This window comes from Nonomuraea sp. NPDC051941 (assembly GCF_044593615.1).
Genome location: NZ_JBIUCF010000101.1, coordinates 1 through 24,802 on the forward strand (window position 1 = coordinate 1; position 24,802 = coordinate 24,802).

Here is a 24,802-nt window from a genome sequence, read left to right on the forward strand (position 1 = left end):
GCTGCTGCGCCACTGTCAGCTCCGCGGCCTGCAGGTCGACGTCCGTCCAGCGCAGCCCGGCCAGCTCACCGCGGCGCAATCCGCGTAGCGCGGCCGGCCACCAGGCGGCGTACAGGCGGTCCTGCGCGACGCCGGTCAGGAAGGCCGCGAGTTGTTGTTCGGTCCAGACCGCCACCGCCGGACGTTCTCCTGTTTGCTGCCAGCGGGCCGTCCGTCCGGCGGTCCAGACGATCGGATGCGGTCGGCGGGGATGGGGGAGTTCGGCTCCGTTGGCCGGGTTGATCGGGATCAGCCGGGCGCGCACCGCCGCGTTCAGCGCGGTCCGCAAGGTGGCGTGGATCCGCCCCACGGTAGCGGGCGACAGTCGGCGACCGGTCGGCGAGGGATGGGACGCGAGCGTCGCGAGCAGTCCGTTGACGTCGCGGGAGGTGAGCTGGTGGAGCAAGCTCCGTCCCAACTGCGGGATGAGGTAGAGACGGATGTGCGTGGCGTAGCCTTGCCGGGTCGACGGACGCAGGGCGTCCTTGGTGTCCAGCCAGCGTGCCAGCCACTGTCCGAGGGTGCATCCGGCCCCCGCGCCGTCGCGGTCGGCAACGGCCAGGGCTCGGCCTGCTGCTTGCGCTTCCTCGGGGTCGGTGTAACCGCCCTGGCGGACGCGCTGCCGCTGCCCGTCCAGGCCGCGTACCTGGACCGCGAAATACCAGCTGCCGTGATCGTCATCTACCGGCAGACGCGGACACGTGACGCCTCGCTGACGTCCCGTTTCCGCATCCACACAGCCGCATCGCCTGCTGACCTGCACACGTGTCTTTGCCATCTGCCCCACCTCCCCCACGGTGTGCGATGACAGACGCGTCGGCTAGGACTTGCACTCGATCAGGGACGACCTCAGGGCGAGTGGCCGAAATACGTGGGGCTCGACGAACCGGCCCCGTCGTGAACGCGCCGTCACGTCGCCGGATGCAGGACTGTGACCAGGGTCTGCCGGGTGTGGGAGGGGCTTGCCGCCTTACACCAGCGGCGGCGTGCTCGGCTGGCCCCGGCAGGCCACGCCCCGTGCGACGGCCACCCGGATCTCACCGCTGCGAACCACCCAGACGACCGGCCCAAGCCCACATCGCCGGCAACCCGACCCGCCTGATCTCGCTGCGCCGAGTACGGTGCGCGCCCTGCTCGTGTGGCTGGTCACCAACGTCACCCGAGCGCTCGCCGCCGCGGTGACCCCGTGGTGAGCGCGCAGGTGCGCCTGAGACCGAACGGAGGAGGCAGGGACTGGTTCCGCTCTGCGCGAAGCCAGCGGAACTCGACAGCGCTGTCTCCCTATGGTGTGGAGTATGGTCTCCTCCATCCCGCAGCCATCTTCCATCTCGCCGCTACGTCCAGCGATCGATCGGACCGCCCTCAAGCCCTCTCCGGCTCGCGAGCCGCTGTGGCGGCAGGTGCTCGGTGAGTGTCTGAGGGGCCTTCGTCAACAGCGGGGCGAGAAGTTGAGTGAGACGGCGGGTCGCGCCGGAGTCTCACCGCAATATCTCTCCGAGATGGAAAGAGGCGTCAAAGAGCCGTCGAGTGAAATGATCGCCGCGGTCGCCGGCGCGCTGGATGTGACCCTGGTCGATCTGACTCTTGCTGTCGCAGAGAGTTTGCGGTCTGCTCAGCCCAGCGGGTCGAGGGGCGCTGTCTGCTCGGCGGCGTATGCTCTGGCCGCTTAGCGGCTTGCCGGGGTTGTTCGCGGGCCTATGAGTGCTCCTCGATGATCTGATCGAGGAGCCCGTACTCCAAGGCCGCGGTCGCGGTGAACACGCGATCGTGATCGGTGTCGGCACGTAGGGTCTCGATCGTCTGGCCGGTGTGCCGTGACAGGATGCGCTCGATGTCTGCCCGGACTCGTACAACCTCGTCGGCCTGCAAGATGAGGTCGGGGATCGTTCCGCGCCCCTGAGCGGCTGGTTGGTGCAGGATCACGCGTGCGTGGGGGAGAGCGGCACGTTTTCCCTCGGCACCCGCGGCGAGAAGGACGGCACCGACCGCGACGGCTTGTCCGACGCAGGTTGTCGAAACCCGCGGGCGGATATGGCGCATGGTGTCGTATATCGCGAGCATCGCACTCGGATCACCACCTTCGCAGTTGATATAGAACTGTATTTCGGCATCGGGGTTGTCCGACTCCAGAAAAATCAGCTGCGCGATGAGCGCGTTGGCGACGCCCGCGTCGATCGCGGTGCCCAGATAAACGATTCGCTCGGTGAGCAGGTGCGAGTAGACATCCATGATCCGCTCGCCTCGAGGATTCTGCGCGATGACGTTCGGTATCGTATATGTGGTCACTTGCCGACTCCTTCGGTGACGCCGAATCCGGGCCGCGGGCGATTGTGAGGCGCGACTTCGTCGAAGGTCTGCACGATCGCATCTATGAAACCGTAGTCGAGCGCCTCTTGCGCTGTGTACCAACGATCGTGCAGAGAATCCTCGAATATGCGCTCGACGGGCTGGCCCGTGTCCTCGGCGATAAGACCGAGCACCGTGTCACGAGTATGCCGGAGGTCGCCGGCCTGCAGTTCGATGTCGACCGCGGTGCCACCGATTCCCGCCGAGCCCTGGTGCATCAGGACGCGTGCGTGCGGCAGGGCGCGGCGCTTGCCTCGGGTCCCCGACGACAGCAGGAATTGCCCGGCGCTGTAAGCGATGCCCAGCACGAGGGTCGATACGTCACAGGGAATGAGGCGAATGATGTCGCGAATCGCCAGCATCGAGGGGACCGAGCCGCCCGGGGAGTGAATCCACAATGCGATATCGGTCGACGCGTCCTGGGTGGCGAGTGCTATCAGTTGCGTGGCCAGCAGTGTCCCGTTGTCGTCGTCGAGAGGGCCGTCGAGAATGAGAACACGCTGCTCGTAAAGCTCGCGTCTCATCCGCTGGTTGAACAGGGGAAGTTTCGATTCTTCGCTCATGCGTCCATCATGTGAGGCGATTCGCATCGGCGTCGACACGATCCGCCTGCGGCAGATCTGCTCTGAGCAGCGTGACCTCCTGAGCAGGGGCATATGGTCACGCTCCGCAGGGCACTCGGGTCGGCTTCAGGGCGCATCTGGTCAGGAGCCGGTTTCCGGATGGGCACCTGAGCATTCGCTCGGCATGGACAGCGGATCGAGTGTCGCCAGTCACTACTCGGGGCAGAGGATGGCGTCCCCCGTCCTGGAGGCGAGCGGGTCGATGGCGGGATCGCGGTGGGCGCTGGCCAGGGTGAGGGACATGACGAGCTGGACCCGCCCCGTCCCGCGAGCCGAAGGTGGGGGTGGTGAAGCCGGGCGAGCTGCTCTTGACGGCCTTGTACTCACCCTGGCTCTCGCACACCTCGAGGGTGGGTAGCGGGGATCCGTGGGCGGCCGGCCAGCGTTGAGCTCCTTTAGTTCCTCCTTCGTCAGCAATTCGTACGTGTCCAGCGCTCCCGGTGAAAGGCGCTGAGGTCGTCGGCGGTGGAGATCACGCCTCCGGCGGCGTAGCCGTCAGCTCGGCGAATGCCCTCCGTACGTCTCCCCATTCCGGTGAGGAGCCGATGGTCGCGCCCGCTGGTGCAGATACGCGTCGACGGGCCGGGCACGGTGCACCTGTCCAACGGGACGACGGTCGAGGTCGAGAACGACGGGGCACCCGAGCTGGCCGACCTCATCGTGGTGCCCGGCAGCGGGCCCGGCGCCAACACGGGCGTTCCCGCCGAGATCGCCCGCGGCACGCTGTCAGGTCGTCCGGCCGAAGCCCAACTGGGCCGATCGAGCAGTCCTGGCCGCCCCTCCGACCAGCAGGTATCACAGAACGTGATCGTGGGTAACGACCGCTTGGAACATTGAGTGACTGAGGGGGATGGCGATGTTGGATGGCCGCTGGATGCACGGTGTGCTGGCTGCGCTGGTCCCGCTGGGGCTGACCGCGGGCCAGCCCGGCCCGTCCGGGTCTCCGGCGCGGGAGAAACCCCCGGTCGTGCTGTTCCCCGCGTTCCATTTCACCAAGCTCCAGGCAACCGTACGCGACCAGACCACGGCGCCGGGCTGTCCGCGGTCTGGCACCTTCCAGGACTGGTTCCGCAACGACCGGCCGAGCAGGTTCAGCCAGGTCTGCCGAGACCGGTTGCTCACTCTGCGCTACCGCGACGATCCGTCGCTGCCGATGCCGGAGCGTTTCGCCGAGCAACCGGGCGTCACCGTCGAGATCATGGAATACGGCCGCACGGACAGCGCACCGTACTACGAGGCTCTCTACCGCAGGCTGGAGACCGCCGGGTACGTCCGCGACCGGGACATCCGGGTCGCCGGGTACGACGCCCGGCTCACCCCCGACATGGGCGGCTTCTTCGAGCGCACCCGCCGGCTCATCGAGGACACCTACCGCGACAACGGCGAGCGGCCGGTGCACCTGGTCGGCCACTCCAACGGGCCGCTGTATGCCCAATACCTGCTCACCCACACCAGCCAGGCGTGGCGAGACCGCTACATCCACGGCTTCACCCCGATCGCGGGCAACATGCCGGGGCAGGGTCTGATGTACTCCGTGATGTTCACCGGGCAGAACATCCAGGACTTCGGCTACCCCACGACCAGGCAGAACGCGCGGAGCAGCGCGCGGATGTACCAGAGCGCCCCCTCGACCTACATGAGCGCGGCCGACCCGGCGGTCTTCGGCGACCGTGAGGTCGTCATCCGCGAGTCCTCGACGGGCCGCTCCTACACGCCTCGCGACTATCGGCGCCTGTTCGCCGACGCGGGGCTGCCGACGGCCGGGAAGATCGCCGCGTACTACATCGGCTTCGTCCGGTTCGCCGATCCGAGGTCGTTCCCCGACGTGGACGTCTACGGGGAGAAGGGTTCCGGCCTGCCCACAGTCGTCGGGGCCCGGCTGGCGAACCTGTCCACCGGCCAGATCGCCGACCCCGGTGGCTTCCTGCGGCGCGACGGCGACGGTAACCAGGAGGACATCACCAACAACGCCATCCTGGCCTGGCGGGCCATGCGCTGCCATCACTTCAGCCTGACGGACAATCCCGGCGTGGAGCACGGCGCGCTGCCCAACGATCCCGCCCTGCTCGACCGCCTGGTCACCGTCCTGGGCCGACCGCGTACCCGCTGCCGGTAGCCTGCTGCTGCGGGGGGCCGAGTTCGCGTATCTGTCGGTCTGCGGCACGGACGGTGCGATCTCGATGCCGAGCGTGGTGAGCTCACCGTGGATCCGCCGGTAGCCCCAGCCGGGGTTCTCCCGAACATGGCGCAGAATGAGGGCGCGGATGGAGCGGACCGTGGGTGGGCGCCCGGGTCGTTGGGCCGGCAGATATGGGCGTGACGTCGTTTATCAGATCGCGGTGCCAGCGCAGCACGGTGTCTGGCCGGACGAGAAGCCGCAGCCGGCGCAGAACCTCACGCGGCAGTGAGGTCAGGAGAGCGACGAGAAGGGCCCGGTCCTCGGGCGCGAATCAGCGCTGAGTTGGCGTTCAGGGACGGCGATCTGGTGACGCAGGACGAGAATCTCCACGTCCTTGTCCCGGTCACTCACGGGCAGCAACCGCAGCGCGGCGAAGGCGTTCGTGACGGTCAGATAGACCAGGCGAAGGAGCACAGCGGATCATCCTGCCGTACCCGCTTCCGTCCCCCAGGTGACCGGAGCTCGCGTACGCCACGCGAAGCCTTCGCAGAGTCATGACCTGGGCGGATGTAGTTATCGGGAGGCGCACACGTCGTACCGACCCACCCACCAAGATCTTCAGGACACCCCTGGTGCGAGGACCATGCTTCCCCCCTTGGAGTCCCCGAGAGCCTCCTGGCGTCGGGGGAATCGCACCTCCTTCACGCTGATGTAGGAGCCGGCTGAGGCTCATCCGCCGTATGGCGCGGGTCTCGGGCTGTCAGCGGCCGTCTGACGTTCGCCGCTCTCCGGGGCGAATCGGTACGCCGTCCCAGGTATAGGTAACGTCCGCCGACATATTGACCAGAGTGGTCGCATCGTGCTCGCACCGTACGGAGATGTGGCCGCGCCCGACGGGGATCCCGCTCACCTCCAGCCAGTCCACCTCGGCGGGCAGCGTGGAGTGGATCTCGACAGTCCCTCGTGGCGCGTCCGGCCGGACACCGAGCATGCCCGTCACGACCTGGCTGACCAGCGTGAAGGACACCTCGGGATAGTCGCCGTTGAGCCCTCCGGCGACGTGGGGGAGATTCCGTGCGGCGAAGATCTCCCGCATCCACTTCCAGGCCGTGTCGGGCCGGCCGTGCCGGAAGAAGACGTCGGGCAGGTAGGTGAGTGCTTCCACGTTCTCCGCGCGGCCTTGGGCGTCGACGAAGTCGAGGTAGCTCTCGTTGCGCGGTCCGGCGTCGATGAGGCCCTTCAGCGGCATGAACACGCTGTTCTCGCCGCCCCATCCGGTTACGCCGCGGCCGTCCACGGTGTAGCCCCTGATCATGTCCTTGCCGCTGCCCGAGCCGCTCCAGACCTGGTTGAAGTGCCGCTTGAGCTCGGCGGCCTTTCCGGCGAACGAGTCGTGACCCAGCCCGGCCATCGCCAGGTAGGCGGCGTACCGCGCGGCCATCGCGTCGCCCGCCTCAGCCAGAGGCTCCCCGCTCAGCTCGTTGTAGGTGGCCACCCCGTCGAAGATGCCGCCGCCGGTGCCCCGTGCGGTGGCCGCGAAAGGGCCTGTGGTGTTCCGGTAGAAGGCACGCAGCACCGGATCGTCCACGTAGACACTGTCGCCGGTCCAGCGGTAGGCGGTCTCGCCGGCTTCCACCAGCTCGAAGACGGCGGGAATCTCCCGGACGAACCGGTCGGGTCCGCGGTAGTCGATGGCTAGGTAGGAGCCGTCGAAGTTGAACGCCCAGACCGGGTAGTGGCCGTGTTCGGGTGTGGCCGAGGCGGCGAAACACTTCAGCATGGTCAGATTGGCCTTGTCGAGGCCGAGCAGGTGGGCGCCGGTGAGCTGGTGCACGAAGTCACGGGCGTAGAACCCGCTGCGGTGAGCGTAGCCGGCCCAGTACGACGGCAGGTACACACCGGTGCCCGTGCCGCCCGGCCTGGTTTCGTCGACGTTGACCGGGCCGATCGTGCCGCCGGTATGCACCCAGCTCAGCGCCTTGCGGCAGGCCCACTCGAATATCTCCACGACCTCGGTCGAGGAGGACGCTATTTCCATGAACGTACAATCCTCAGGGTTTCAGGGGAGGCTTGCCCGGACGATCGGCTCCGCGGGCAGCAGCAGACCCGCTTCGGGCGCGACCTGTTCCTCGATGAGCTGCAGCAGACGGCTGACCAGGGCGTCGGCCAGCCGTCGCAGCGGGAGCCGCACCGTGGTCAGCGGCGGCTGCAGGAGCCGGGCGTAGGGCATGTCGTTGAAGCCGGTGATCGCCAGGTCCACCCCCACGGCCAGGCCCTCCGCCTGAGCGGCGGCATAGGCGCTCGGCGCCAGCCAGTCGTCGACCAGCACCAACGCCGACGGACGCGGCTGCCGCCGCAGCAGCGTCCGTGCCACGTCGACGGCCTCTTCCGGTTCGTCGGCCGTGGCCTCGTGCGCGACCAGCTTGAAACGGCGGACACCGGTACGGAAACCCTCGGTGCGATGGCGCAGCCAGGGCAGCTCCGCCGACATGCCCAGGAACGCCAGACGCCGGTGACCGCGCTCGGCGAGCAGCCCGACGATGTCGATCATCGCCTGTACCGAGTCGACATCCACCCAAGCCTGGGGCAGTTCGGGTCCGGTCCGGCCGAACACCGCGAACGGGAAGCCCGTCTCGCTCAGGAAACTCACCCGCGGGTCGCCTTCCACCACGTCCGAGAGCAGGAAGGCGTCGGCCGTCCGGGCCGCGATGACCTCCTCCAGCGCGCGCACCACCTCCTGGCCGGGGCGCGGCCGCACCAGCAGGATCCGGTACCCGGTCGCACCTGCCGCCGACACGAGCGCCTCCAGGAAGCCGCTCATCAGCGCGTTCGGGTTGGCCGGATCGGTCTCCGGCGTGGTGTAGGCGAGCACGCGCCGAGTCCCGGAGCGCAGGCTGCTGGCCGACTGGTCGGGGCGGTAGCCCATCTCCTCGATCAGCGCCGTGACCCGCTCCAGCGTCTCGGCTCGCAGCCGATGCGGCGCCCTGATCGCATTGGAAACGGTCTGCCGGGATACACCGGCAGCGCGGGCGACGTCCTCGATGCTCACCCCGCGGGCCCGGCCTGCTGGCATGTTCAGATCTCCTCCTCGGTACGGCGCAGCCGTAGCAGCCCACCCACGGGGACCGTCACCAGGGTCGCCCCCGGCGCCAGGGACAGCCTGGCCTCGGACACCCGGGTTCCGCGACAGTCGTATGCCACGGACGTCACGGTCTGTGCCGCTTCGCCGTACAGCACCACGCGGGTGTCGCCGGCGGCGTTGGCGACGAGCAGCTCAGCCCATCCAGTCGCGGGAACCTCGACGGGGAGTGGGGCATAGCGGGCGATGACCATGGCGTGCCCATCGTAGGTCCGCACGAGGGGAAAGCCGTGCTCGGGCTGCTCCGGCTCCAGGGTGCCGAGCTGCAGCGTGTCCAGGAACTCGCGGAAGATCCCCAGCCAGAACCTGATCACGGACAGCTGTCCCGGCCGCTGTGCCTGAAGGTCGACTGAGATCTGCGGTACCGAGAACAGCGCGTTGATCAGGTGGATGGCGACCTGCTCGTCCGGCTCTGACGGATGCCACATGATCATGTCGGAGTGCACGGCCCGCTGCCCCGAGATCAGCCGGAGGTCCACGGTCCGCTGCCGGTTCTCCTGCGGGCTCAGCGGGCAGTCCGTCGCGCGGATCATGTTGCCGTAGGGCCACAGCCCCGCACTGGTGTACGGCTGCCGGTACTCTACGAGGATCCCGGGCAGGCGCGCGTCCAGCTCGGCCATCAGGCGCAGGACGCCCTCGTCCACGTCGGAGCAGTCGGCGCCGGGCGTTGGCTCCGGATCGCCGCCGGGGGTGGCGAACTGGTCGACGAAGTCGATCTTCAGCCCGTCCATCTTCCACTCCTCGACCGCCCGGGCGAGCCGTCCGACCAGGTAGGCGCGAACGTCCGGATGGCGGGGGTCGAGCACGGCCGCGTCCATGAGCTCCAGGTAGCGCAGGAACTTCCCCTCGAAGCGGGCGAACGCCGCGCTGCCCTTGCCGATGAACGGGATCGCGTACCACAGCAGGTAGGCCACGCCGAGGCCGTGCACTCGCTCGACGTGCGCGGCCATGTCGGGGAAGGCCGCGGCATTCGGCTCCCAGTCGCCGCAGTGGGCATAGCCCCGGGCGCGGTCGGCCGTCTGCCAGCCGTCGTCCACGATGATCGTGTCGCAACCCAACTCCTTGGCCAGGGCGGCCTGCCCTTCCACGCCCGCCTCGTCGACCTTCTGGTGCAGGCTGTACCAGGTCGAATAGGCGGGCAGGCGTGCCTGGCGGGGTGTACGCTGCTCGCCCCACCAGGTGGCGACCTCGGTCAGCGCCGCGGAGAAGTGCCGGTCGGACAGGTCGAGCCGAATGCGCAGCCCCCTGCCCTGGACGGTGATGGCGAACTCGCCGGTCTCCTCCATCACCCCGCCGGTGATCGACGTACGGCCGGCCACGTCGGCCAGCGCCACCGTGCACACGTTCGCGCCGTCCCGCCCGACCAGCGACGCGACAGGGGAGCCCGAGGTCAGGCGTGAGGTCATGGGGGCGTTCCAGATGGGCGGCACCCAGCGGGCACCCGAGCGCGGCGTCCAGTACGCGCTCACCTCGACGCACGGCACGCGCCACTGGGCCGCGCTCGCCTCCGGCGCGTCCAGCTCCCAGACGCGGTCGCCGGTCCTGGTCACCGTGACCTCCCCGTCGAGTGCGATCTCGACATCTCCGACCCGCGCCGAGGTGGTGCCGAACACCGCACGCGGCTGCCACAGCTGCATGTCTATCCCTTCGTGGCCCCGGCCAGCAGGCCGGAGATGAACTGTTTCTGGAGGATGAGAAAGAGGACCATCATGGGCAGCGACGAGATCGCCGTACCCACCATGACCTGGCCGAAGTCGGTCCTGGTCGTGGCCTGCAGCGAGGCGAGCGCGACGGGCAGCGTGTGCATCTCCGGGGTGCGCAGCGCGATCAGCGGCCACAGGAAGTCGTTCCACGAGCCGAGGAACAGGAAGACCGCCAGCGCCGCCAGCACCGGCCGCATGACCGGCACCACGACACGCGCCAGCACCCGCAGCTCGCCAGCCCCGTCCACGCGCGCCGCGTCGAGCAACTCGTCGGGTACGGCCAGCAGCGACTGACGCATGAGGAAGATGCCGAACGGCACCGTCAGGCCCGGCAGGATCAGCGCCGGATAGCTGTCGATCAGCCCGATGTCGTTCATCATCTCGAAGACCGGGATGATCGTGACGCCGCCCGGGATGACCAGCGTCGACAGCAGCAGCACGAACAGCGCGTTCCTGCCGCGGAAGCTGAACTTGGCGAAGCCGTACCCGGCGAGCAGCGAGATCGCCAGCGCGCCGAGCGTGGTCGCCACCGCCACGAACAGCGTGTTGCCCAGGACGTGCAGCAGCCCGATGGACTCCTCCAGCTTCCTGGTGTTCTCCGCCAGTTGGTCGCCGGGGTAGAACCTCGGCGGGTAGGCGAAGATGTCGGAGTTGGCGTGGGTGGCCGCCATCGCCATCCAGTAGAACGGGCCGACGCACAGCCCGAACACCGCCGCCAGCACGAACGTCAGCGGCCACCCCCTGACCAGTCGCATCATTTGCGCCCCCCGGTGAGCTTGATCTGCAACAGGCCGAACCCGGCGACAATGATCGTCAGCGCGTAGGCGATCGCCGCGGCGTAACCGAAGTCGAAGTAGCGGAAGCCGTTCTGGTAGAGGTAGAGCGAGATGGTCAGCGTGGTGTTGTCCGGCCCGCCGCCCGTCAGTACGAACGGTTCGTCGAAGAGCTGCAGCGTGCCGATCGTCGACAGCACCACGGTCAGCAGCAGGATCGGCCGCAGCTGAGGGATCGTGATCGACCAGAATCTGCGCGCCGCCCCGGCCCCGTCGACCATGGCCGCCTCGTAGAGCTCCCGCGGGATGCTCTGCAGCCCGGCCAGGTAGATGACCGCCGTGTAGCCGGTGTAGTGCCAGGTGAGCGCGATCACGATGGCGATTCGGGCCCAGAACGGGCTGCCGAGCCAGTCGATGCGATCGACGCCGAAGAACCCGAGCAGCCAGTTGAGCAGCCCGGACTCCTTGCTGAGGATCACCGAGAACATCACGCCGTAGGCGACCAGCCCGGTCAGCGACGGCATGAAGACGCCCAGCCGCCACACCCCGCGCAGCCGTACGAACGGGGAGTTGAGCCCCAGCGACAGCAGCAGCGCGAGGAAGAGCATGATCGGAACCTGGACGACCAGGATGAGCGCCGTGTTCCCGAGCGAGGTCCAGAACAGCGGGTCGGCCGCCAGTCGCGCGTAGTTGTCGAGCCCGGCGAAGCCGCGCGCGGCGCCCGCACCCGTGGTGAGGCTGATGTAGGCGGCGGCCAGGATCGGATAGGCCTTGAAGACGGCGAACCCCAGCAGGGCGGGTGCGATCAGCAGGTAGGGGATGTTCCTCCTGGTGATCATCCGGCCGCGGTCTTCCTGTTGGTCTGCTGTGCGACCAGCTTGGCCGCCTGGTCCAGGGTTGTGGCCGGGTCGGCGCCCTTCATCAGCACCTGGGTCTGGGCGTCGCTGGCGATCTTCAGCGCGCGGGCGTAGTCGCCGGAGTAGTAGGTGGCGTCGGCACCCTCGCCGAGCGAGTCGGTGAACGTCTTCAGCGCCGGCTGCCCGCCGTAGTAGGCGATGGGGGAGGTGAAGACGGGGTCGGCGTAGGCGGCGGTGAGGGCGGGGAACACGCCGCCCTCCCTGAACGCCTTGTTGATCACCTCGGGGCGGGTGAGGGCGTACTCGACGAACTTGAATGCCTCGGCCTGGTGCGGGCTGCTGCCCGCCACCGACAGGTGGGTGGAGTTGACGATCGCGGCCCGCTTCCCGCCCGGCGCCACGGCCGGCGGCTGCATGGCCCGCCACAGGCCCTTCTGCTCGGGGCGCATCTCGGGGATGTAGTTCACCGCCCAGGCCGGCCACGGCAGCACGGCCAGCTTGTCGCCGCTGACGAGCTGCTTGAAGGTGCCCTCACCGGAGGTGTCGGCGAGGATGCCCGCGTCGTTCATCTTCTTCAGCAGGGTCATGGCCCGTACGGCGGGTTCGCTGCCGAGGGTGACCTCACCCTGCTGGTTGAAGTAGAAGGCGCCCTGCTGCTGCAGGAGCATCTGGTAGAAGTCCATGTCGGCGCCGCCGGCAGCGGGCTTGTTCACACCGACGAGGTAGGCGCCGGTCTTCGCTTTGAGCGTCTTGCCTGCCTCGATCAGGTCGTCCCAGGTCTGGATCTTCGCCGGGTCGATCCCGGCTTTCTCGAAAAGGTCGGTGCGGTAGAAAACGCCTGCCGGGTTGACCTCCCAGGGCAGCGCGTACACCCCGCCGTCCCTGCCGGTGACGGTGGGCCACAGCCCCTTGGCAAAGGCGTCCTTGTACTTCTCGGCGCCGAACTTGCGCAGGTCGGCCAGGCCGCCGGGGAACTTCTCCATGTAGCCCGGCAGGTAGTCGACCCCGATGTGGAGCACGTCGGCCAAGCCCTTGCCGCCCGCCGCCATGCCGATGGTGATCTTTTCCCATATTGCCGGGTTGCCGACGGCCTGGATGTCGACCTTGATGCGGGGGTTGGCCTTCTCGAAGTCCTTGGCTACTGCTGCCAGGCCCGCCGAGGCGGGCTTCCAGGTCCACACGGTGATCTTCACTGGTGCGTTCGGGTCTTCGGCCTTGCCGCCGCAGCCGGCCAGAGTGAGCGAGAGAGCCGAGGCCAGGGCGAGGAATCCACGTCGACTGATCACGAGGTCTTGCCTTTCAGGGGGGTGCGCGCGTCACGCAGTGCCGAGGCCGGCCGCGTAACGCATTTTTGGGGGGCGTGTGGCGAGGCGGATCCAGCTCACCGGCAGGCCACCGCGATCCGGATCGAATATGAACGTTCATATTGTCTAGGAAGGATGCGCAGGTCAGTCCTTTGTAGCTGGCCGTCCATCTCGCAGATGGCGTGATTTCTTATATGAACGTTCATATTGAGGACGTTCGCCTGGCTCCGCAAGAGGGCGGTGCGCAAAGATTGGATAACGGTCTCACGACGAGCAGCTCGTGGCCGTCCCCAGGTACCTCAGCACCGCAGCCTCCGGAGAGGCGCTCATGGCGTGCGCCCCGGCCGGGCGGCATGCCTGGCCGGAGCGCTCACGCGGCGATCGAGTGATCTGATGGCGTCAGTATTCGGCCTTCACGGTGATTCCGCTGAAGTCCTTGTCCGCGTAGAGGGAGATGTAGTTGTAACCCGATCTCGGGCTGTCTATGGTGAGGGTCTCGGAGTTGCCGGCGTTCGTCGAACGCTGGGTGTTCTGCGTCGTCGTAGCCCAGGCACTGTCGCTGTAGTACAGGTCGGCGTTGCCGGTGCCGCCCGAAACCGTGATGGCGAGCTTCGCGGTGCCCTCCGGGATGTTCAGGTAGAAGTAGGCGTAGTTGCCCGAGGTCGCTGCCACGTTGCTGCGCGTGCAGTTCCGGCCGAGCTGACGGGTGTCGATCCCGGTGCACTCGCCCCCGTCGCCTGTGCCGTCGGACGCGATCGCGGACAGCCATGAGTACCAGTCGTCGTTGTAACGGCCGCCGATCGTGCTGGTGAGGAAGGTGCGGGCCCTGTCGTAGTCACCGGTCCGGTAGTGGCCGAGCAGAGTGGTCATGTCGGCCGGGTGCTTTTCGAGCATGTACCGCACGGCCAGATATCCCCACCGGTAGGTACGGTTTGTGTCGGTGTTCTCATAGGTGGTGTCGAACAGCGTGTTGAGCGGGTAGGTCTTCTTGCCCGCCTCCTTGATCGCGGCCTCGTAGGTCTGCTTGCGGTAGGAGTAGGAGATGTACTCGGCGAACCCTTCGATCCACCAGACCGTCGGGGTCCTGGTGCCGGCGGCGAAGTCGCCGTACATGTCGAAGCGGCCGTCGAGGTAATGCGTGTACTCGTGGTTCAGGTTCCAGATGTCGAACTCGGGGCGCTTCCACTCGGCCTCGTAGGCGATGAAGCGCGGCTGGTTACCCGCGACGTTCGGCTCGCCTTCCAGGTACATGCCGCCGTTGTTGGTGCTGATGCCGAATATCTGACCGGCGTAGGTCTGGTAGTCGGTGCTCGAGTGGAAGACGTTGACCTCGATCGTGGTGTTGTTGTCGTCCGCGACCGCGCCGTTGTCCTTCACCACGCCGTGGAAGAACGCGTCCTGGCCCTTGAGGCTGGCGCAGGCCCGGTCGAGCTGGTCCTGAGTCATGACCTGGGCGCGGAACTTGATGCTCGGGCTGCATGCGAAACTGACCCTCAGGACGGCGTTCTTGAGCCTGTTCGCCAGGTCGCACGTTTGGTAATAGGAACAGCTCGCCTTGTCGTAGTAGTCGGTCATCCCGGCCACGGCGACCCAGAGCGCAGCGGTTGGGCCGGTCATCCGGCTCTTGCCGAGCAGGCCCTTCAGCATCGGCTTGACCTTGGCCTGCAGCGACTGGTGCTGCAGGAACCGGCCCAGTTCCAGGCCCGCGTTCGAGGTGAGATAGAAGCGTTCCGTGCCGAGCAGGTCGAGGTGCTTCGTCGCGAAGCCGTTCACCGTGTCCAGCACGCTCGGGTCGGCCTGAACGGCGGCGACGAACTCGGGGAGGTAGTGGCCACGGAACAGAATCGTGTAGACGTTGTTGACCGCCGCGACCATCCAGTAGTGCGCGTCGTAGGAGCTGCCGTAGGAGTTGAGCATCCGCTTCACGACAGCGAGGTAGCGGGCGTTCTCCCCGGCGCTGTCGATCAGGGTGACCGATTCGGCGAGGACCTCACCGCTCGCGTCGCTGACCGTCCCGGACTTGGCGTTGCCGAAGAAGGAGTCCAGGCCGGCCTCGATCGCGGTCTTCAGGCCCGGGCCATAGTCGCCCACGTCACCGGAGTGGTAGAACTGCACGTAGTAACCAGCACGCAAATAAAGCACGATCTGGGCTGTGCTCAGGCTGTTGTCGCCCGGATACCGCGCACCGTCGTCGCGCAGCGCGTACGCGACGGTGGTCATCTGCGATTCGCGGAACGCATAGTGAGCATCGCTGCCGCTCAGGCCGAACAGGGTGTTGATGCAATCGGTGCCGACGGACCTGATCTGCTGGACAAGGTCGCTCCCGGTGCGGCTGGTGAAGTCGCTCACATTGCACGGTGCGGTGGCCTGAGCACTCTTGAGCGCCTTCATGGATGGCCGGCTGGGCGCCAGATTCTTCGGCGCGTCATAGTCCTGCCGCAACGCGTCCTTCGACGCCGGCAGGGGAGCGCGCAGGGTGACAGGGAGTGGGGCCCGCTGGGTGTGCCGCGCTCCGTCGTCGGCGGTCGTCACGCGGGTCGGCGCCGGCCGGTTCGACGGTTGATCGGGAGGCGGCGTCGGGGCGGTGCCGGCCTTCGCAGGTACGGATGGCACGAAGACCAGGCCGATGGCTAATCCCAAGGTGGACAAGAACACGAGCAGTTTGGACAGTAATCTGCCGCCGGCAGATCGTGACTGGGGCATCCTCACGGACAACCTCCTGGGGCTTGGCACTGGCTGTGAGGTTGGGGCTGGTCAGCCGGGATAGGGAGGTACGGCGGTTCGCCTGGACTGCCTGCCTTCGAAAACCGGAGGCAGGCTTTCGTGTGTCCGTAGTGTGAATGGCGGGAAAATCCTCCGATCATAAGCCGATGCATAAATCTGAGTTATGGCGCGCTCCTTCGCGACGGAACACGGCCGAAGCCCTCCCTGGCCGTCGACGGTCGGAGAGCATCCGCGGCGGGGATGTGCGGCGGGTCGTGGCCCGACTGGCAGTTGGCCGGGGGCATGGAACATCCAGGGAGTATTCGAATGGATGTGAGGTCGCCCGAGTGCTGCGCGCGCCGCGCGTAGCGTGCGGCGTAGTTATTGACCATGTGTTCAGGAGGCGGTAACTGATATATCACATAGCTTATGGAGCTTGAGCTCAGGCATCTCCGCGTGGTCTGCGCGATAGCCGAGATGGGTAGCGTGAGCGGTGCCGCCGCCCGCCTCGGCCTGTCGCAACCGGCCATGACGAACCAGCTGAGGAAGATCGAGAAAGTCATCGGCGGAGAGTTGTTCGTCCGCAGCCGTACCGGCGCGGCCCCCACGGCGCTGGGTAACCAGGTCGTCGCCAGGGCCAGGATCGTGCTGGCGGAGATCGACGGGCTTTTCGGCGACCTGCGTGACGCGCATGCCCCCGCGACCGGACTCCAGCTCGGCAGCATCCACACGGCCTGCGTGTCGAGCATGGTAGATCGAGTGGGCGAGGCGATCCTCGGACGCGCCATCTCCCTGCGGATCGAGCCGTCGGCCGCGCTCCTGGCGGACGCGCTGGCCCAGGGCCGACTCGACGCCGCGCTCATCGGCATGGTGGAGGGCTTCGGCGTCACGCCGGGCCCGCCTGTAGTCAGCAGGATGCTGATCCCCCGATATCCGTTCTTCGTCGCCCTCTCGGCCGGGCACCCGCTGGCGGGGAAGGGCGAGATCCAGCTCGCAGACCTGCGCGAGGAGTCGTGGATCAGCCCACCGGGGGCCGACGACGGTTCGCTCGCGGCGCTGCGGGCATCCTGCCGCGCCGCCGGGTTCGAGCCTGACATCCGTTACGACGCCCCGAGCGGCGGCGGCCACCACCTGGTCGCCGCCGGTCACGCCGTCCGATTGGTAGATCCCACCTGGCCCGCCCGCGAGGGCACGGTTGTGCTTCCTCTGTCAGGAGAGCCCCAGGTCGGCCGGCTCGTCATGGCCTGGCGGCGGGACCATCTCAGCCCGCAGGCCGCCGCGGCGATCTACCGCGGCCTGGCCATCGCGTTCAAGGATCACGTGGACGACAACCCTGTCTTCCGTCGATGGTGGGACACCCACCCGGAGACTCACCCTCTCTTGTGACAGGGGCCGCTGTTCCCGCACCGGCACGAGGAGGTCGCCTACCTGCGGATGGCGACCGGCGACATACCCGACGACCCCGCTGGCCGACCTCGTCGGGGAGCTGAGCGATCTGGGCCGCGCAGTCCGTGGCCGAGTGCACGCATTCGACGCACTACAAAACAATCCCAGGACATCGCACATCTAATCGAACGTGACGAAAACCGCGTTCCTGCTCGGCTTTGCCGCAGCCACCATGCTGGCCACAGTTCCCGCTCAGGCCCAGACCGGCTCGAAGGTCGTGTACGGCTGGGCGAAGAAGGCCGGCGATTCCGGCATGATCGTTACCCCCCACAGGGCACACCTGACCGAACTGGGCGAGAGCGGCATCCTCGCCTGGGACCTCGGCAAGAAGACCGGCAAGCCCATCAAGATCGACTATACCGAGGGCCTCGATTACCGGCAGGGCAACAAGGAGTGCGGTAAGCGCGCCGCGGGCCACCCGTATGACAACTGGAGCAAGAAGGGGTACGGCAAGACCGAGTGCGCCCCGAGAGACCTCTACGCGCTGCTCCGGCAGGGCCGCGTCGCAGTCCGCGTGGCCTACGATCCCGCGGGCCCGATAGCGGTGAAGGTCACCGAGCTGCGCCTGCCATGACGTGGCTGAGCGGATGACCGCTCTGGTCACGTTCAGCCGGAGTTGACGTCGTGAATCGAGTCGGAGGTGGGGACCGGATGTGTCGGCAGCAACGCGAACGACTGGGCGTTAGGTCAGAGGCGCGAAGAACGTCGCTGAGAGTCGGCTCGACGGGCGGTGTCCGCCTAAAGCTCAGGAACGTATTTGTGGATAGTGGAGCGGCTTACGCCGAGGAGGCCGACGATGGAGGAGACGGTTTGGCCCCCCGCTGTCTCGGTCCGGCCGCAGTGCCGCGGTCAGGTCGAGGAACTCCTGCGGCGTGGACGCGACGAACACCGGCACGGTGACGCCGAGGAGATCGGTTGCGGTGCCGTCCGCCAGGTGGAACCGGGTCGCCATCCCACGCGTGACCGGGGCTTGTAGCGCGTCAAAACTCGCGCGTAGGGTCTGATCTGGGGTTTCGCCGATCGAGCCAGGCGGCTCGGCGGTACTCGTTGATTGCTCCTCCGAGTACCTCGTGGCGTTCGATCTGGCCTTCCATGGACACCACTGCCTGTTCGTCTTGATCGGGTGGTCGTTGGCCGCGTTCGGGCGTCGGAGCTTCTAATCCGACGGTCGCAGGTTCGAATCCTGCAGGGCGCGCTACCCCACCAGCGGAAACTCCAGCCGTGCCCGTGGGCTGGGGCGGCATGTGGCAAATATGAGGCAAAGCTGAGTCAGCCGCCGAGCGGCCGCCCCAGCGCGGACGCGGCGTTCAGCACCAGCCGGGCCGTCGGCGCCTCGTGGGCCACCTCCGGCAGCACCGAGACATAGGTGTCGGCGGTCAGCACGATGCTGGCATGCTCCAGCATCGCCTGCACCACCTTCAGGTCGGTGTGCGCGGCCAGGGCCAGCGTGGCGGCGCCATGTCGTAGATCGTGCAGCCGGATGAGCGGCTGTCCGGAGGCGGTCACCAGCCGGCGGAACCGGCCGGTGAGGTAGTCCGGTCGCAGCGGCGCGCCGTCCGCGGTGGTGAACACACCCACTTCGGCCCGAAGCCCTCCGTGGTGTTCAGCGAAGTGGTGCGGGCGTCGAACGTTCCCGTGGCCGGGTCGAAGCCGAACAAGGCGGCGTTGTCCCCTTGGCGTTGAAGGAGTCGAAACCCGGGTTGAACGTCTTGACGTTCAACCCGCTGGCGCCGGTGGTGTAGGCGAAGCCACCGGTGCCGATGCTGACCGAACGCGTCAACACGTTGTTCACCGGCGCATAGACCGAGTTCGGATTCTGCCAGATCTCGGCGTCGGTGCAGTGGACGGGACGTACCACTCGCGGATGTGCGCCCGGCATCCCGGTCGCCCCACCAGGAACGTCAGAGCCCGAGCGCCGCAGCCAGGGCCTCCCTGTTCACCCCCCACCACGACCAGTGCAACCACGATGATGACAGTCCAGGAAAGCCCGCATCTCCAGCAGGTCGACCTTCTCGGATCCCGTCCCAGCGTCAGCGTAGCGACCGGGACGCCGATGCATGAGTTCCTCGAGCGCCTGGCCGAGCGGGAAACCGCCACCCAAGCTGAAGCCGACCATCTGCGCGAGCAGATCACCGAGCTGACGCAGCGGCTAAGCGCTGCTGAGCAGGTGCTGTCCCGGCTGCGCGTCACCCGCGAGACGGACCTGCAGATGACCGGCAAGTCGGCCGGAATCACCGCTGGTGCGCCGACGCTCTCACCTGTCTACCCGCCAGATCCTGGCGGTCATGGAGCAGGCACCGGACGGACTGCGGGGGATGCTGAACACCGGCCCAGGATCGGCGTCGGCACGCTACGAGCAGCCAACCCCACCGCGTCCAGCTGCCCTGTACAAGTCGGCGATTCAGTTGGCCCGGTAGCGCGTGGCGAGTCGGGGGCTCTGTCCGCCGAAGGCGGCGAGGTCGGCCTCGAAGACGGCGTCGAGGAGGCCGGTGTCCTCGACGCCGGGGGCGCAGACGACTTCGCCGAGTTCGAGGCCGCGCAACCCGGCGGTGACGACGTCCTCGGCGCTCATGCGGGGCACGACGCTCATGTCGAGGCCCTGACGTGATTGGAACTCAGTGGCGACGACGCCCGGGCACAGCACCTGGACCTGGACGCCGGTGCCCTCGAGTTCGGCGCTGAGGGTTTGGGACATGGCCACGAGGTGGGCCAGGGAGCCGGCGTAGACGGCGCGGCGCGGCATGACGGACTTGTCGGCGGGACCGCTGAACGCGATCATGCCGGCCACGTTGACGATTTTTCCTTCGCCTCGTTCCTGCATGCCAGCCACTGCGGCGCGGGTGAGCATGGTAGGGGCGACCACCTTGACGTGGACGAGCTCGCGGGCCTTGTCGGCGGGCAGCTCGGCCAGCGGCATGTAGTGGGCGACGCCGGCATTGTTGACGAGCATGGTCAGCGGCTCACTAGCGCAGATTTCTGCGACGGTGTCGACGCCGTCGTCGGTGGACAGGTCGGCGGCGACGGTGCGGACCGTGACGTCCGGGTGGGCGTCGGCGAACTCCTCGAGGCGGTTGTTGTTGCGGCCGACGATGATCAGGTCGTTGCCCTCCGCGGCGAGGCGGTCGGCGAATGCCTTGCCGATGCCGGAGGTGGCGCCGGTGACGAGGGCGAGCTTGCTCATGAGTGCTGTTCCTTTCGGGGATCGGCCGAAGTGGCCGGGATGGTGCGGCTCTGGTGGAGCCAGGTGTGTTCGGCGTGGTACTGCTGGGCGACGGCCTCTGGCTGGTCGTCACCGAGGTGGTGATGGCCGACGATGTAGCCCTTGCGGTTCATGTACCAGGCGAGGAACCGGTAGGACGGCCGGTAGTCGGCCTCCTCGCTTGACAAGCCATAGAGGCATCGTGCCGCCGTCGATTTGTCGCCTCAGACCCTGAACTCAGACACTGCGTTGTGGTTACGCGGCAAGGCCCCGCTTGAGAGCCGCGGCCATGCGGACGACGCGCTCTGCCTGGTGGCGGGCGGCGTTACGGGTTTGGTCGCCGATGGGATTGTTGCCTTGAGCGTCGATGTGAGAGGTGCCGTACGGGTTACCGTCCACGAACTTGACCGGGTCGGTGTAGCCGGGTGAGACGATCAGGCCGCCGAAGTGGTGGATGGAGTTGTACAGAGCCAGCAGCGTCGTCTCTTGGCCGCCGTGGTTGGTCGCCGTGGTGACGAAGCCGCTGTAGACCTTGTCGGCCAGCACTCCCTGGGCCCACAGGCCGCCGAGCGTGTCGATGAACTGCTTCAGCTGGGAGGACACGTTGCCGAACCTGGTCGGCGTACCAAAGATCACAGCGTCGGCCCACTCCACATCGCCGGGGGTGGCCACCGGGATCTCCAAGCTGGCGGCCGCGTGCGCAGCCCATGCCGAGTTGGAGGCGATCGCGGCCTCGGGCGCGAGTTCGGCGGTCTTCAGCAGACGTACTTCCGCGCCGGCCTTTTCGCCTGCCTCGGCGATGTCCTTGGCGATCTGGGCGCTGAACCCGGTGGAGGAGTAGTAGATGACGGCGAGCTTCACAGAGAGGGTCATGATGGGGTTTTGCCTTTCGTATGGGTGGTGTCCGGGCGGAGACATCCGTTATCGCGTCCGGCCGGGACATTCGGTGGCATCGACCTGTGTGAGGGAGCGCGGGTCGAGCATGTGGGGGTGAGTCCGCGAAACGTTGCCGAAGATCGTGATGGCGTACGTCGTGGCTGGAGGCGCCTGGACCTCCCCATCCTGGATGTAGGTGCCGTTGGCAGGTCTGCCATGGCGGCGTGGAGGGAGGTGGGGCTCTCTGGAAGACCGGTGCTTCTGTGGCGCGGTGCGGCCCGGATCACGTCGTGCGCCTCAGCGAAGCAAGATCCCGAGGACTCCCCCTACCGCCCACGGCTACCGCGATCCTTGTGCTGGTGCCAAGGGTGATGACCTTGGGGCCTCAAGATCCCGGACGGAGTTGCTCAGTGGATATGGCGGTTGGCACGCACCCGCCATGTGGCTATTTGGTTTCGCGCGATAGATCGTGTCGTTCAGATACTGTCGCGCCTTCGCTTCGTCGGCAGTGCTGTCACCTGGTACCGATGAACACGTTGTCGCTGCGGGCTTCCAGGCGGTTGGCCATGTCGCGCCGCCGTTCAGGCTCAGTGCGACGCTGGCAGTCATCAGATGGGGACGACCAGCACCGAGACCATCAAGCCCCGTACCAAGCCGCCCCGCTGGGAACCGTCCCGGACCCGATCACGAATCCAGAGCGAATCACCGACCTGAACATACGCCAACGAAACGGGATCGGCAGCATCCTCCACGAATACTCATATGCCGCTTGACCTGCACGGACGGAATCTTCGGCAGGCGCAGGTTCCGAACCTGAACCGCCCGTGAGCGGTCCGGGCTCGGCAAACGCGTCGCTTACGACTCCGCTTCTCGGGGACGGCGAAAGGTGCCCCAGCGGCCGTCTTCATGGGACGACCGCCTCTCCCACTTTCACAGAACCCGACGCCCTAGGCAGGGGGCGGGTTGTCGAGGACGGTGACGCCATACTCGGCGAGGAGGTCGACGTGATCCGTGTCGTGGCGCTCGTCGTCGGCCCCGATCGACTGGAAGTAGCCTTCGAGGGCCCCGGGGTTGTTGATGACCAGGACCTCTGCGGTCGTCGTTACCGGTTGGAGCGTGTGGGGCACAAATCGGGGTGCGTAAATATAGGCGCCGGGTTCGGCGTCGTACACGTCGCACTTGTCGAGCGAGGTCGATCCGAGCCAGAATCGGACGCGGCCGGACAGGATCACCCAGCTCTCGTCCTCTCGACTGTGGGAATGCAGGGGTGGTGCGCCGGCGCGGTCCATGTTCAGACGCGAGACGGTGACAGCTCCATTCGTCTCGGTGGTCGATACGACCTGCTCGATTTCACTGTGGTAGTAGCGGAACACGGAACCGTCGCCCGGGTTACGCACGAGGCCAATGCTCATTCGAACTCCTTTCGGTTTGTCATGTCTTCAAGGTCGCATCGGCGGCATTACGTTCGCGTCGGCGGAAATCGCCTAAGACTCGCTCCCTCGACTACGCATTCCAATGCGACGAGCGTGGGCGGAGCAGATCAACATCACCGCGCTGGACCCGCGCTGACCAGCGCGGCACATCCCCAGCGCACAACCTCCCGCCAGGGCCATGGCACTACAGTTGCTTCAGGAATCCTCCGTTGATGGCGAAGTCCGCACTGGTCGTGCTGCCCGAGCGTGGGGAGACCAGCAGAGCGACCGCGTCGGCGATCTCCTGGACGTGCGCCATGCGCCCGATGGCCAGCCCCTGCGTCTCAGGAACGATCCGGGCGATGACGTCCTCCTTCGACGTCCCATAGGTGGCGCCGAACACGTCGGCGGCCCCGCCTGGCCTTGTCCACACGTCGCTGAGCGTGGGTCCGGGCGAGACGGTGTTCGCGTACTCCTCGGAGACGGCCTTGGTGACGTTGTTCATGGCGGCCTTTGCGGCGCCGTAGTCGACGTTCATGGTTCTGGGCTGCTTGGCCTGGACCGTGGACACGTTCACGATCGAGCCGCCGCCCCGCGCCACCATGACCGGCATCGCAGCGCGCATCATGCGTACGGCCGAGAACAGGTTGAACTCGAACATCGTCCGCCAGTCCGCGTCATCGCAGGTCATGAACCCCCTCCGGGGAAATTCCACACCGGGCGGGGGTCCGCCGGCGTTGTTGACCAGGATGTCCACCCTGTCGAACGCCTCCACCGCGCGCGCCACCACCCGCGCGGGCGCTTCTGGATCCATCAGGTCCGCGGAGACATGCACCACGTTGTCGGGGCATTTCTCCGCCCTGGTCCGCGAGGCGGCCACGACGAGTGCCCCCTCCTCGGCCAGGGTGCGGACGATGGCCAGGCCGAGTGCCAGGGGCAGTCCCAGTGAACCCGCTCGGAATGCAGCCTCCGCTTCCGACCCAGATCGGCAGCTCGCCGACCGGCCGGGGAGCGATGTCGAGTCCAATGAGGTCACGGGTGTGCACGCTGCCGGTTGCGGGTGTCTATGCTCGCGACCTTGATGGTGACGTCCGCGGTGCTTCTGCCGTGCTCCTCCGCGTCGATGTGCACGCCTCCCTCGAACTCGTTGAACTGGCCACGGACCTTGGTCACCAGCGCGTGCCGGGCGACGAACCCGATCCGAGTGTGGGCGACATCGAGAACGTAGTCGCCGGACAGAGCGGTCGTCGTTGCGGTGCTTGTCACGTCGGAACTCCTGAAATCCATGAGCGCCACGATTTTGGTGACGCATCACCTATATGACATGAACCATACATGACGCGTCACCTAAACTGCTAGACTGCCCGGGTGGCTGTGACGAATGACATCCCGTGGCTGAACGACGACGAGCAGCGCGTGTGGCGGCAATGGATGGGTCTCAACGCGGAGCTTCTGGCAACGCTCAACCGAGAGATGCAGGCCGACACCGGGCTGTCCAACCCGGACTACCAAGTACTCGCCGTGCTGACCGAATCCGCCGAAGGGCGCATGCGGATATCCGACCTGGCGACGTCATTGCAGTGGGAACGCAGCCGGGTCTCCCACCACGTCGCGCGGATGGAGAAACGGGATCTGGTATCCCGACAGGGGTGCCCCGACGACGGCCGTGGCGCCTTCGTCCGCATCACCGAGACCGGACAGGCGGCCATCGAGCAGGCCGCGCCCGGCCATGTACGCGCCGTACGACACCTGGTCTTTGACGCGCTCACCGCAGATGAGGTGGCTCAGCTCGGTGAGATCTTCCACCGGTTGCGCACCCGGGTCGGCCTGGCAACCGAATGAAACAGCACCGGATCCGTCCACCTGCCACACGAACCCCCGGCCGGCAACGCTTCCGGCCCACGCGCATGAACAAGGCCATTCATGACGTCGCATGTACGAAGAACTGAACCGCGCCGAGTTTGATGGAGCCTCCACGAAAGCTGGGGCGATTCAAGCCTGAGGCCTCACCCGCCCGCAGCAGGCGTATGCTCCCGCCAGCCGTCGGCGAAGTCGCGGACCTGCTTGCCGTGCGGAACTCGCGGCAGGTGCCCGTACGGTCCGTCGTCGCCGTAGAAGCCGGTGGTGCGGAGCAGCACCGCTCCTGCGAGGTTCTCGGGATCGGATGCTGCGGAGATCACCTAGTACTACAGCCAGGCTTTGTGATCTGTAGGCTGAGCGCATGGTTGGTGAGTTAACGTCCGATGACCTCCAGGAGTGGGTC

27 protein-coding genes are annotated in these 24,802 nt (G+C 67.0%); 7 read left to right on the forward strand and 20 right to left on the reverse strand.

The genetic code is table 11. From position 1 onward, the window contains the following. A partial coding sequence (locus tag ACIHFD_RS66235) for a tyrosine-type recombinase/integrase (protein ID WP_397375685.1) occupies positions 1-817 on the reverse strand: 817 nt, incomplete at its 3' end. Positions 818-1,001: 184 nt separating this feature from the next. Here ACIHFD_RS66235 and ACIHFD_RS66240 point away from each other — a divergent pair. Together ACIHFD_RS66240 and ACIHFD_RS66245 are read left to right on the forward strand one after the other, a co-directional pair. Next, positions 1,002-1,232: a hypothetical protein gene (locus tag ACIHFD_RS66240; RefSeq protein WP_397375686.1), complete on the forward strand. Its 231-nt coding sequence runs from the start codon at positions 1,002-1,004 to the stop codon at positions 1,230-1,232. Between the two features lie 102 nt (positions 1,233-1,334). Beyond that, complete coding sequence (locus ACIHFD_RS66245) at positions 1,335-1,709, forward strand: helix-turn-helix domain-containing protein (protein ID WP_397375687.1); 375 nt, start codon at positions 1,335-1,337, stop codon at positions 1,707-1,709. 25 nt (positions 1,710-1,734) lie between these two features. Here the strand turns inward: ACIHFD_RS66245 and ACIHFD_RS66250 are convergent, their stop codons facing one another. Together ACIHFD_RS66250 and ACIHFD_RS66255 are read right to left on the reverse strand one after the other, a co-directional pair. Then, the gene (locus ACIHFD_RS66250) at positions 1,735-2,325 is read right to left on the reverse strand and encodes a ClpP family protease (protein WP_192787173.1); all 591 of its coding nucleotides are present in this window, start codon (positions 2,323-2,325) and stop codon (positions 1,735-1,737) included. Next, entirely contained in the window at positions 2,322-2,948 is a 627-nt protein-coding gene (locus ACIHFD_RS66255) for a ClpP family protease (protein ID WP_397375688.1), read from the reverse strand. The genes ACIHFD_RS66250 and ACIHFD_RS66255 overlap by 4 nt, the downstream gene beginning before the upstream one ends. Before the next feature lie 621 nt (positions 2,949-3,569). Here ACIHFD_RS66255 and ACIHFD_RS66260 point away from each other — a divergent pair. Together ACIHFD_RS66260 and ACIHFD_RS66265 are read left to right on the forward strand one after the other, a co-directional pair. After that, entirely contained in the window at positions 3,570-3,845 is a 276-nt protein-coding gene (locus ACIHFD_RS66260; RefSeq protein WP_397375689.1) for a hypothetical protein, read from the forward strand. A gap of 13 nt (positions 3,846-3,858) precedes the next feature. Beyond that, entirely contained in the window at positions 3,859-5,124 is a 1,266-nt protein-coding gene (locus ACIHFD_RS66265) for a hypothetical protein (RefSeq protein WP_397375690.1), read from the forward strand. A gap of 294 nt (positions 5,125-5,418) precedes the next feature. Here the strand turns inward: ACIHFD_RS66265 and ACIHFD_RS66270 are convergent, their stop codons facing one another. The 8 genes from ACIHFD_RS66270 to ACIHFD_RS66305 all read right to left on the reverse strand — a co-directional run bounded on the left by ACIHFD_RS66270 (position 5,419) and on the right by ACIHFD_RS66305 (position 15,606). Then, positions 5,419-5,601 (reverse strand): hypothetical protein, encoded by a 183-nt coding sequence (locus ACIHFD_RS66270; protein ID WP_397375691.1) that lies wholly within the window; start codon positions 5,599-5,601, stop codon positions 5,419-5,421. Positions 5,602-5,887: 286 nt separating this feature from the next. Further along, complete coding sequence (locus ACIHFD_RS66275; protein ID WP_397375692.1) at positions 5,888-7,165, reverse strand: hypothetical protein; 1,278 nt, start codon at positions 7,163-7,165, stop codon at positions 5,888-5,890. A 21-nt stretch (positions 7,166-7,186) separates the two neighbouring features. Next, on the reverse strand, positions 7,187-8,200 hold the full coding sequence (locus tag ACIHFD_RS66280; protein ID WP_397375693.1) for a LacI family DNA-binding transcriptional regulator: 1,014 nt from the start codon (positions 8,198-8,200) through the stop codon (positions 7,187-7,189). Between the two features lie 2 nt (positions 8,201-8,202). Next, a complete protein-coding gene (locus ACIHFD_RS66285) occupies positions 8,203-9,903 on the reverse strand; it encodes a glycoside hydrolase family 36 protein (protein WP_397375694.1) in 1,701 nt (566 codons plus the stop codon). Between the two features lie 2 nt (positions 9,904-9,905). Further along, complete coding sequence (locus ACIHFD_RS66290; protein ID WP_397375695.1) at positions 9,906-10,727, reverse strand: carbohydrate ABC transporter permease; 822 nt, start codon at positions 10,725-10,727, stop codon at positions 9,906-9,908. After that, the gene (locus ACIHFD_RS66295; protein ID WP_397375696.1) at positions 10,724-11,581 is read right to left on the reverse strand and encodes a carbohydrate ABC transporter permease; all 858 of its coding nucleotides are present in this window, start codon (positions 11,579-11,581) and stop codon (positions 10,724-10,726) included. Before ACIHFD_RS66295 ends, ACIHFD_RS66290 begins: the two co-directional genes overlap by 4 nt. Then, positions 11,578-12,885, reverse strand: a complete 1,308-nt coding sequence (locus tag ACIHFD_RS66300) for an ABC transporter substrate-binding protein (protein ID WP_397375697.1) — start codon at positions 12,883-12,885, stop codon at positions 11,578-11,580. The genes ACIHFD_RS66295 and ACIHFD_RS66300 overlap by 4 nt, the downstream gene beginning before the upstream one ends. Positions 12,886-13,302: 417 nt before the next feature. Continuing rightward, positions 13,303-15,606: a collagenase gene (locus ACIHFD_RS66305; protein ID WP_397375708.1), complete on the reverse strand. Its 2,304-nt coding sequence runs from the start codon at positions 15,604-15,606 to the stop codon at positions 13,303-13,305. Between the two features lie 429 nt (positions 15,607-16,035). On the opposite strand from ACIHFD_RS66305, the gene ACIHFD_RS66310 reads away from it, so the two are divergent. Both ACIHFD_RS66310 and ACIHFD_RS66315 read left to right on the forward strand, forming a co-directional pair. After that, entirely contained in the window at positions 16,036-16,992 is a 957-nt protein-coding gene (locus ACIHFD_RS66310; protein WP_364265326.1) for a LysR family transcriptional regulator, read from the forward strand. Between the two features lie 190 nt (positions 16,993-17,182). Continuing rightward, a complete protein-coding gene (locus ACIHFD_RS66315) occupies positions 17,183-17,626 on the forward strand; it encodes a hypothetical protein (RefSeq protein ID WP_397375698.1) in 444 nt (147 codons plus the stop codon). 695 nt (positions 17,627-18,321) lie between these two features. Here ACIHFD_RS66315 and ACIHFD_RS66320 read toward each other — a convergent pair. The 8 genes from ACIHFD_RS66320 to ACIHFD_RS66355 all read right to left on the reverse strand — a co-directional run bounded on the left by ACIHFD_RS66320 (position 18,322) and on the right by ACIHFD_RS66355 (position 23,805). Next, positions 18,322-18,624, reverse strand: a complete 303-nt coding sequence (locus ACIHFD_RS66320; RefSeq protein WP_397375699.1) for a tyrosine-type recombinase/integrase — start codon at positions 18,622-18,624, stop codon at positions 18,322-18,324. A 31-nt stretch (positions 18,625-18,655) separates the two neighbouring features. Continuing rightward, positions 18,656-18,910: a hypothetical protein gene (locus tag ACIHFD_RS66325; protein WP_397375700.1), complete on the reverse strand. Its 255-nt coding sequence runs from the start codon at positions 18,908-18,910 to the stop codon at positions 18,656-18,658. A gap of 543 nt (positions 18,911-19,453) precedes the next feature. Next, positions 19,454-20,233, reverse strand: a complete 780-nt coding sequence (locus tag ACIHFD_RS66330; protein WP_397375701.1) for an SDR family NAD(P)-dependent oxidoreductase — start codon at positions 20,231-20,233, stop codon at positions 19,454-19,456. Continuing rightward, positions 20,230-20,439, reverse strand: coding sequence for a hypothetical protein (locus ACIHFD_RS66335; protein WP_397375702.1), 210 nt, complete (start codon positions 20,437-20,439; stop codon positions 20,230-20,232). Before ACIHFD_RS66335 ends, ACIHFD_RS66330 begins: the two co-directional genes overlap by 4 nt. A 67-nt stretch (positions 20,440-20,506) precedes the next feature. Further along, positions 20,507-21,124, reverse strand: coding sequence for an NAD(P)H:quinone oxidoreductase (gene wrbA, locus ACIHFD_RS66340; RefSeq protein ID WP_397375703.1), 618 nt, complete (start codon positions 21,122-21,124; stop codon positions 20,507-20,509). A gap of 950 nt (positions 21,125-22,074) precedes the next feature. Next, a complete protein-coding gene (locus ACIHFD_RS66345) occupies positions 22,075-22,539 on the reverse strand; it encodes a cupin domain-containing protein (protein ID WP_397375704.1) in 465 nt (154 codons plus the stop codon). Between the two features lie 205 nt (positions 22,540-22,744). Further along, complete coding sequence (locus tag ACIHFD_RS66350; protein ID WP_397375709.1) at positions 22,745-23,485, reverse strand: SDR family NAD(P)-dependent oxidoreductase; 741 nt, start codon at positions 23,483-23,485, stop codon at positions 22,745-22,747. 86 nt (positions 23,486-23,571) lie between these two features. Continuing rightward, complete coding sequence (locus ACIHFD_RS66355; RefSeq protein WP_397375705.1) at positions 23,572-23,805, reverse strand: YceI family protein; 234 nt, start codon at positions 23,803-23,805, stop codon at positions 23,572-23,574. 108 nt (positions 23,806-23,913) lie between these two features. Between ACIHFD_RS66355 and ACIHFD_RS66360 the strand changes: the two genes are divergently transcribed. Next, positions 23,914-24,381, forward strand: a complete 468-nt coding sequence (locus ACIHFD_RS66360) for a MarR family winged helix-turn-helix transcriptional regulator (protein ID WP_397375706.1) — start codon at positions 23,914-23,916, stop codon at positions 24,379-24,381. 164 nt (positions 24,382-24,545) lie between these two features. On the opposite strand, the gene ACIHFD_RS66365 is transcribed toward ACIHFD_RS66360, so the two are convergent. After that, the gene (locus tag ACIHFD_RS66365) at positions 24,546-24,719 is read right to left on the reverse strand and encodes a hypothetical protein (protein ID WP_397375707.1); all 174 of its coding nucleotides are present in this window, start codon (positions 24,717-24,719) and stop codon (positions 24,546-24,548) included. Between the last annotated feature and the right edge of the window lie 83 nt (positions 24,720-24,802).

Excerpts from the sequence above, each read along its gene's own strand:
- ACIHFD_RS66285 (WP_397375694.1), bottom strand. The coding sequence starts at position 9,903 with ATGCAGCTGTGGCAGCCGCGTGCGGTGTTCGGCACCACCTCGGCGCGG.
- ACIHFD_RS66295 (WP_397375696.1), bottom strand. The coding sequence starts at position 11,581 with ATGATCACCAGGAGGAACATCCCCTACCTGCTGATCGCACCCGCCCTG.
- ACIHFD_RS66265 (WP_397375690.1), top strand. The coding sequence starts at position 3,859 with ATGGCGATGTTGGATGGCCGCTGGATGCACGGTGTGCTGGCTGCGCTG.
- ACIHFD_RS66330 (WP_397375701.1), bottom strand. The coding sequence starts at position 20,233 with ATGAGCAAGCTCGCCCTCGTCACCGGCGCCACCTCCGGCATCGGCAAG.
- ACIHFD_RS66310 (WP_364265326.1), top strand. The coding sequence starts at position 16,036 with ATGGAGCTTGAGCTCAGGCATCTCCGCGTGGTCTGCGCGATAGCCGAG.
- ACIHFD_RS66275 (WP_397375692.1), bottom strand. The coding sequence starts at position 7,165 with ATGGAAATAGCGTCCTCCTCGACCGAGGTCGTGGAGATATTCGAGTGG.
- ACIHFD_RS66345 (WP_397375704.1), bottom strand. The coding sequence starts at position 22,539 with ATGAGCATTGGCCTCGTGCGTAACCCGGGCGACGGTTCCGTGTTCCGC.
- ACIHFD_RS66255 (WP_397375688.1), bottom strand. The coding sequence starts at position 2,948 with ATGAGCGAAGAATCGAAACTTCCCCTGTTCAACCAGCGGATGAGACGC.
- ACIHFD_RS66305 (WP_397375708.1), bottom strand. The coding sequence starts at position 15,606 with ATGCCCCAGTCACGATCTGCCGGCGGCAGATTACTGTCCAAACTGCTC.
- wrbA (WP_397375703.1), bottom strand. The coding sequence starts at position 21,124 with ATGACCCTCTCTGTGAAGCTCGCCGTCATCTACTACTCCTCCACCGGG.
- ACIHFD_RS66290 (WP_397375695.1), bottom strand. The coding sequence starts at position 10,727 with ATGATGCGACTGGTCAGGGGGTGGCCGCTGACGTTCGTGCTGGCGGCG.
- ACIHFD_RS66245 (WP_397375687.1), top strand. The coding sequence starts at position 1,335 with ATGGTCTCCTCCATCCCGCAGCCATCTTCCATCTCGCCGCTACGTCCA.
- ACIHFD_RS66280 (WP_397375693.1), bottom strand. The coding sequence starts at position 8,200 with ATGCCAGCAGGCCGGGCCCGCGGGGTGAGCATCGAGGACGTCGCCCGC.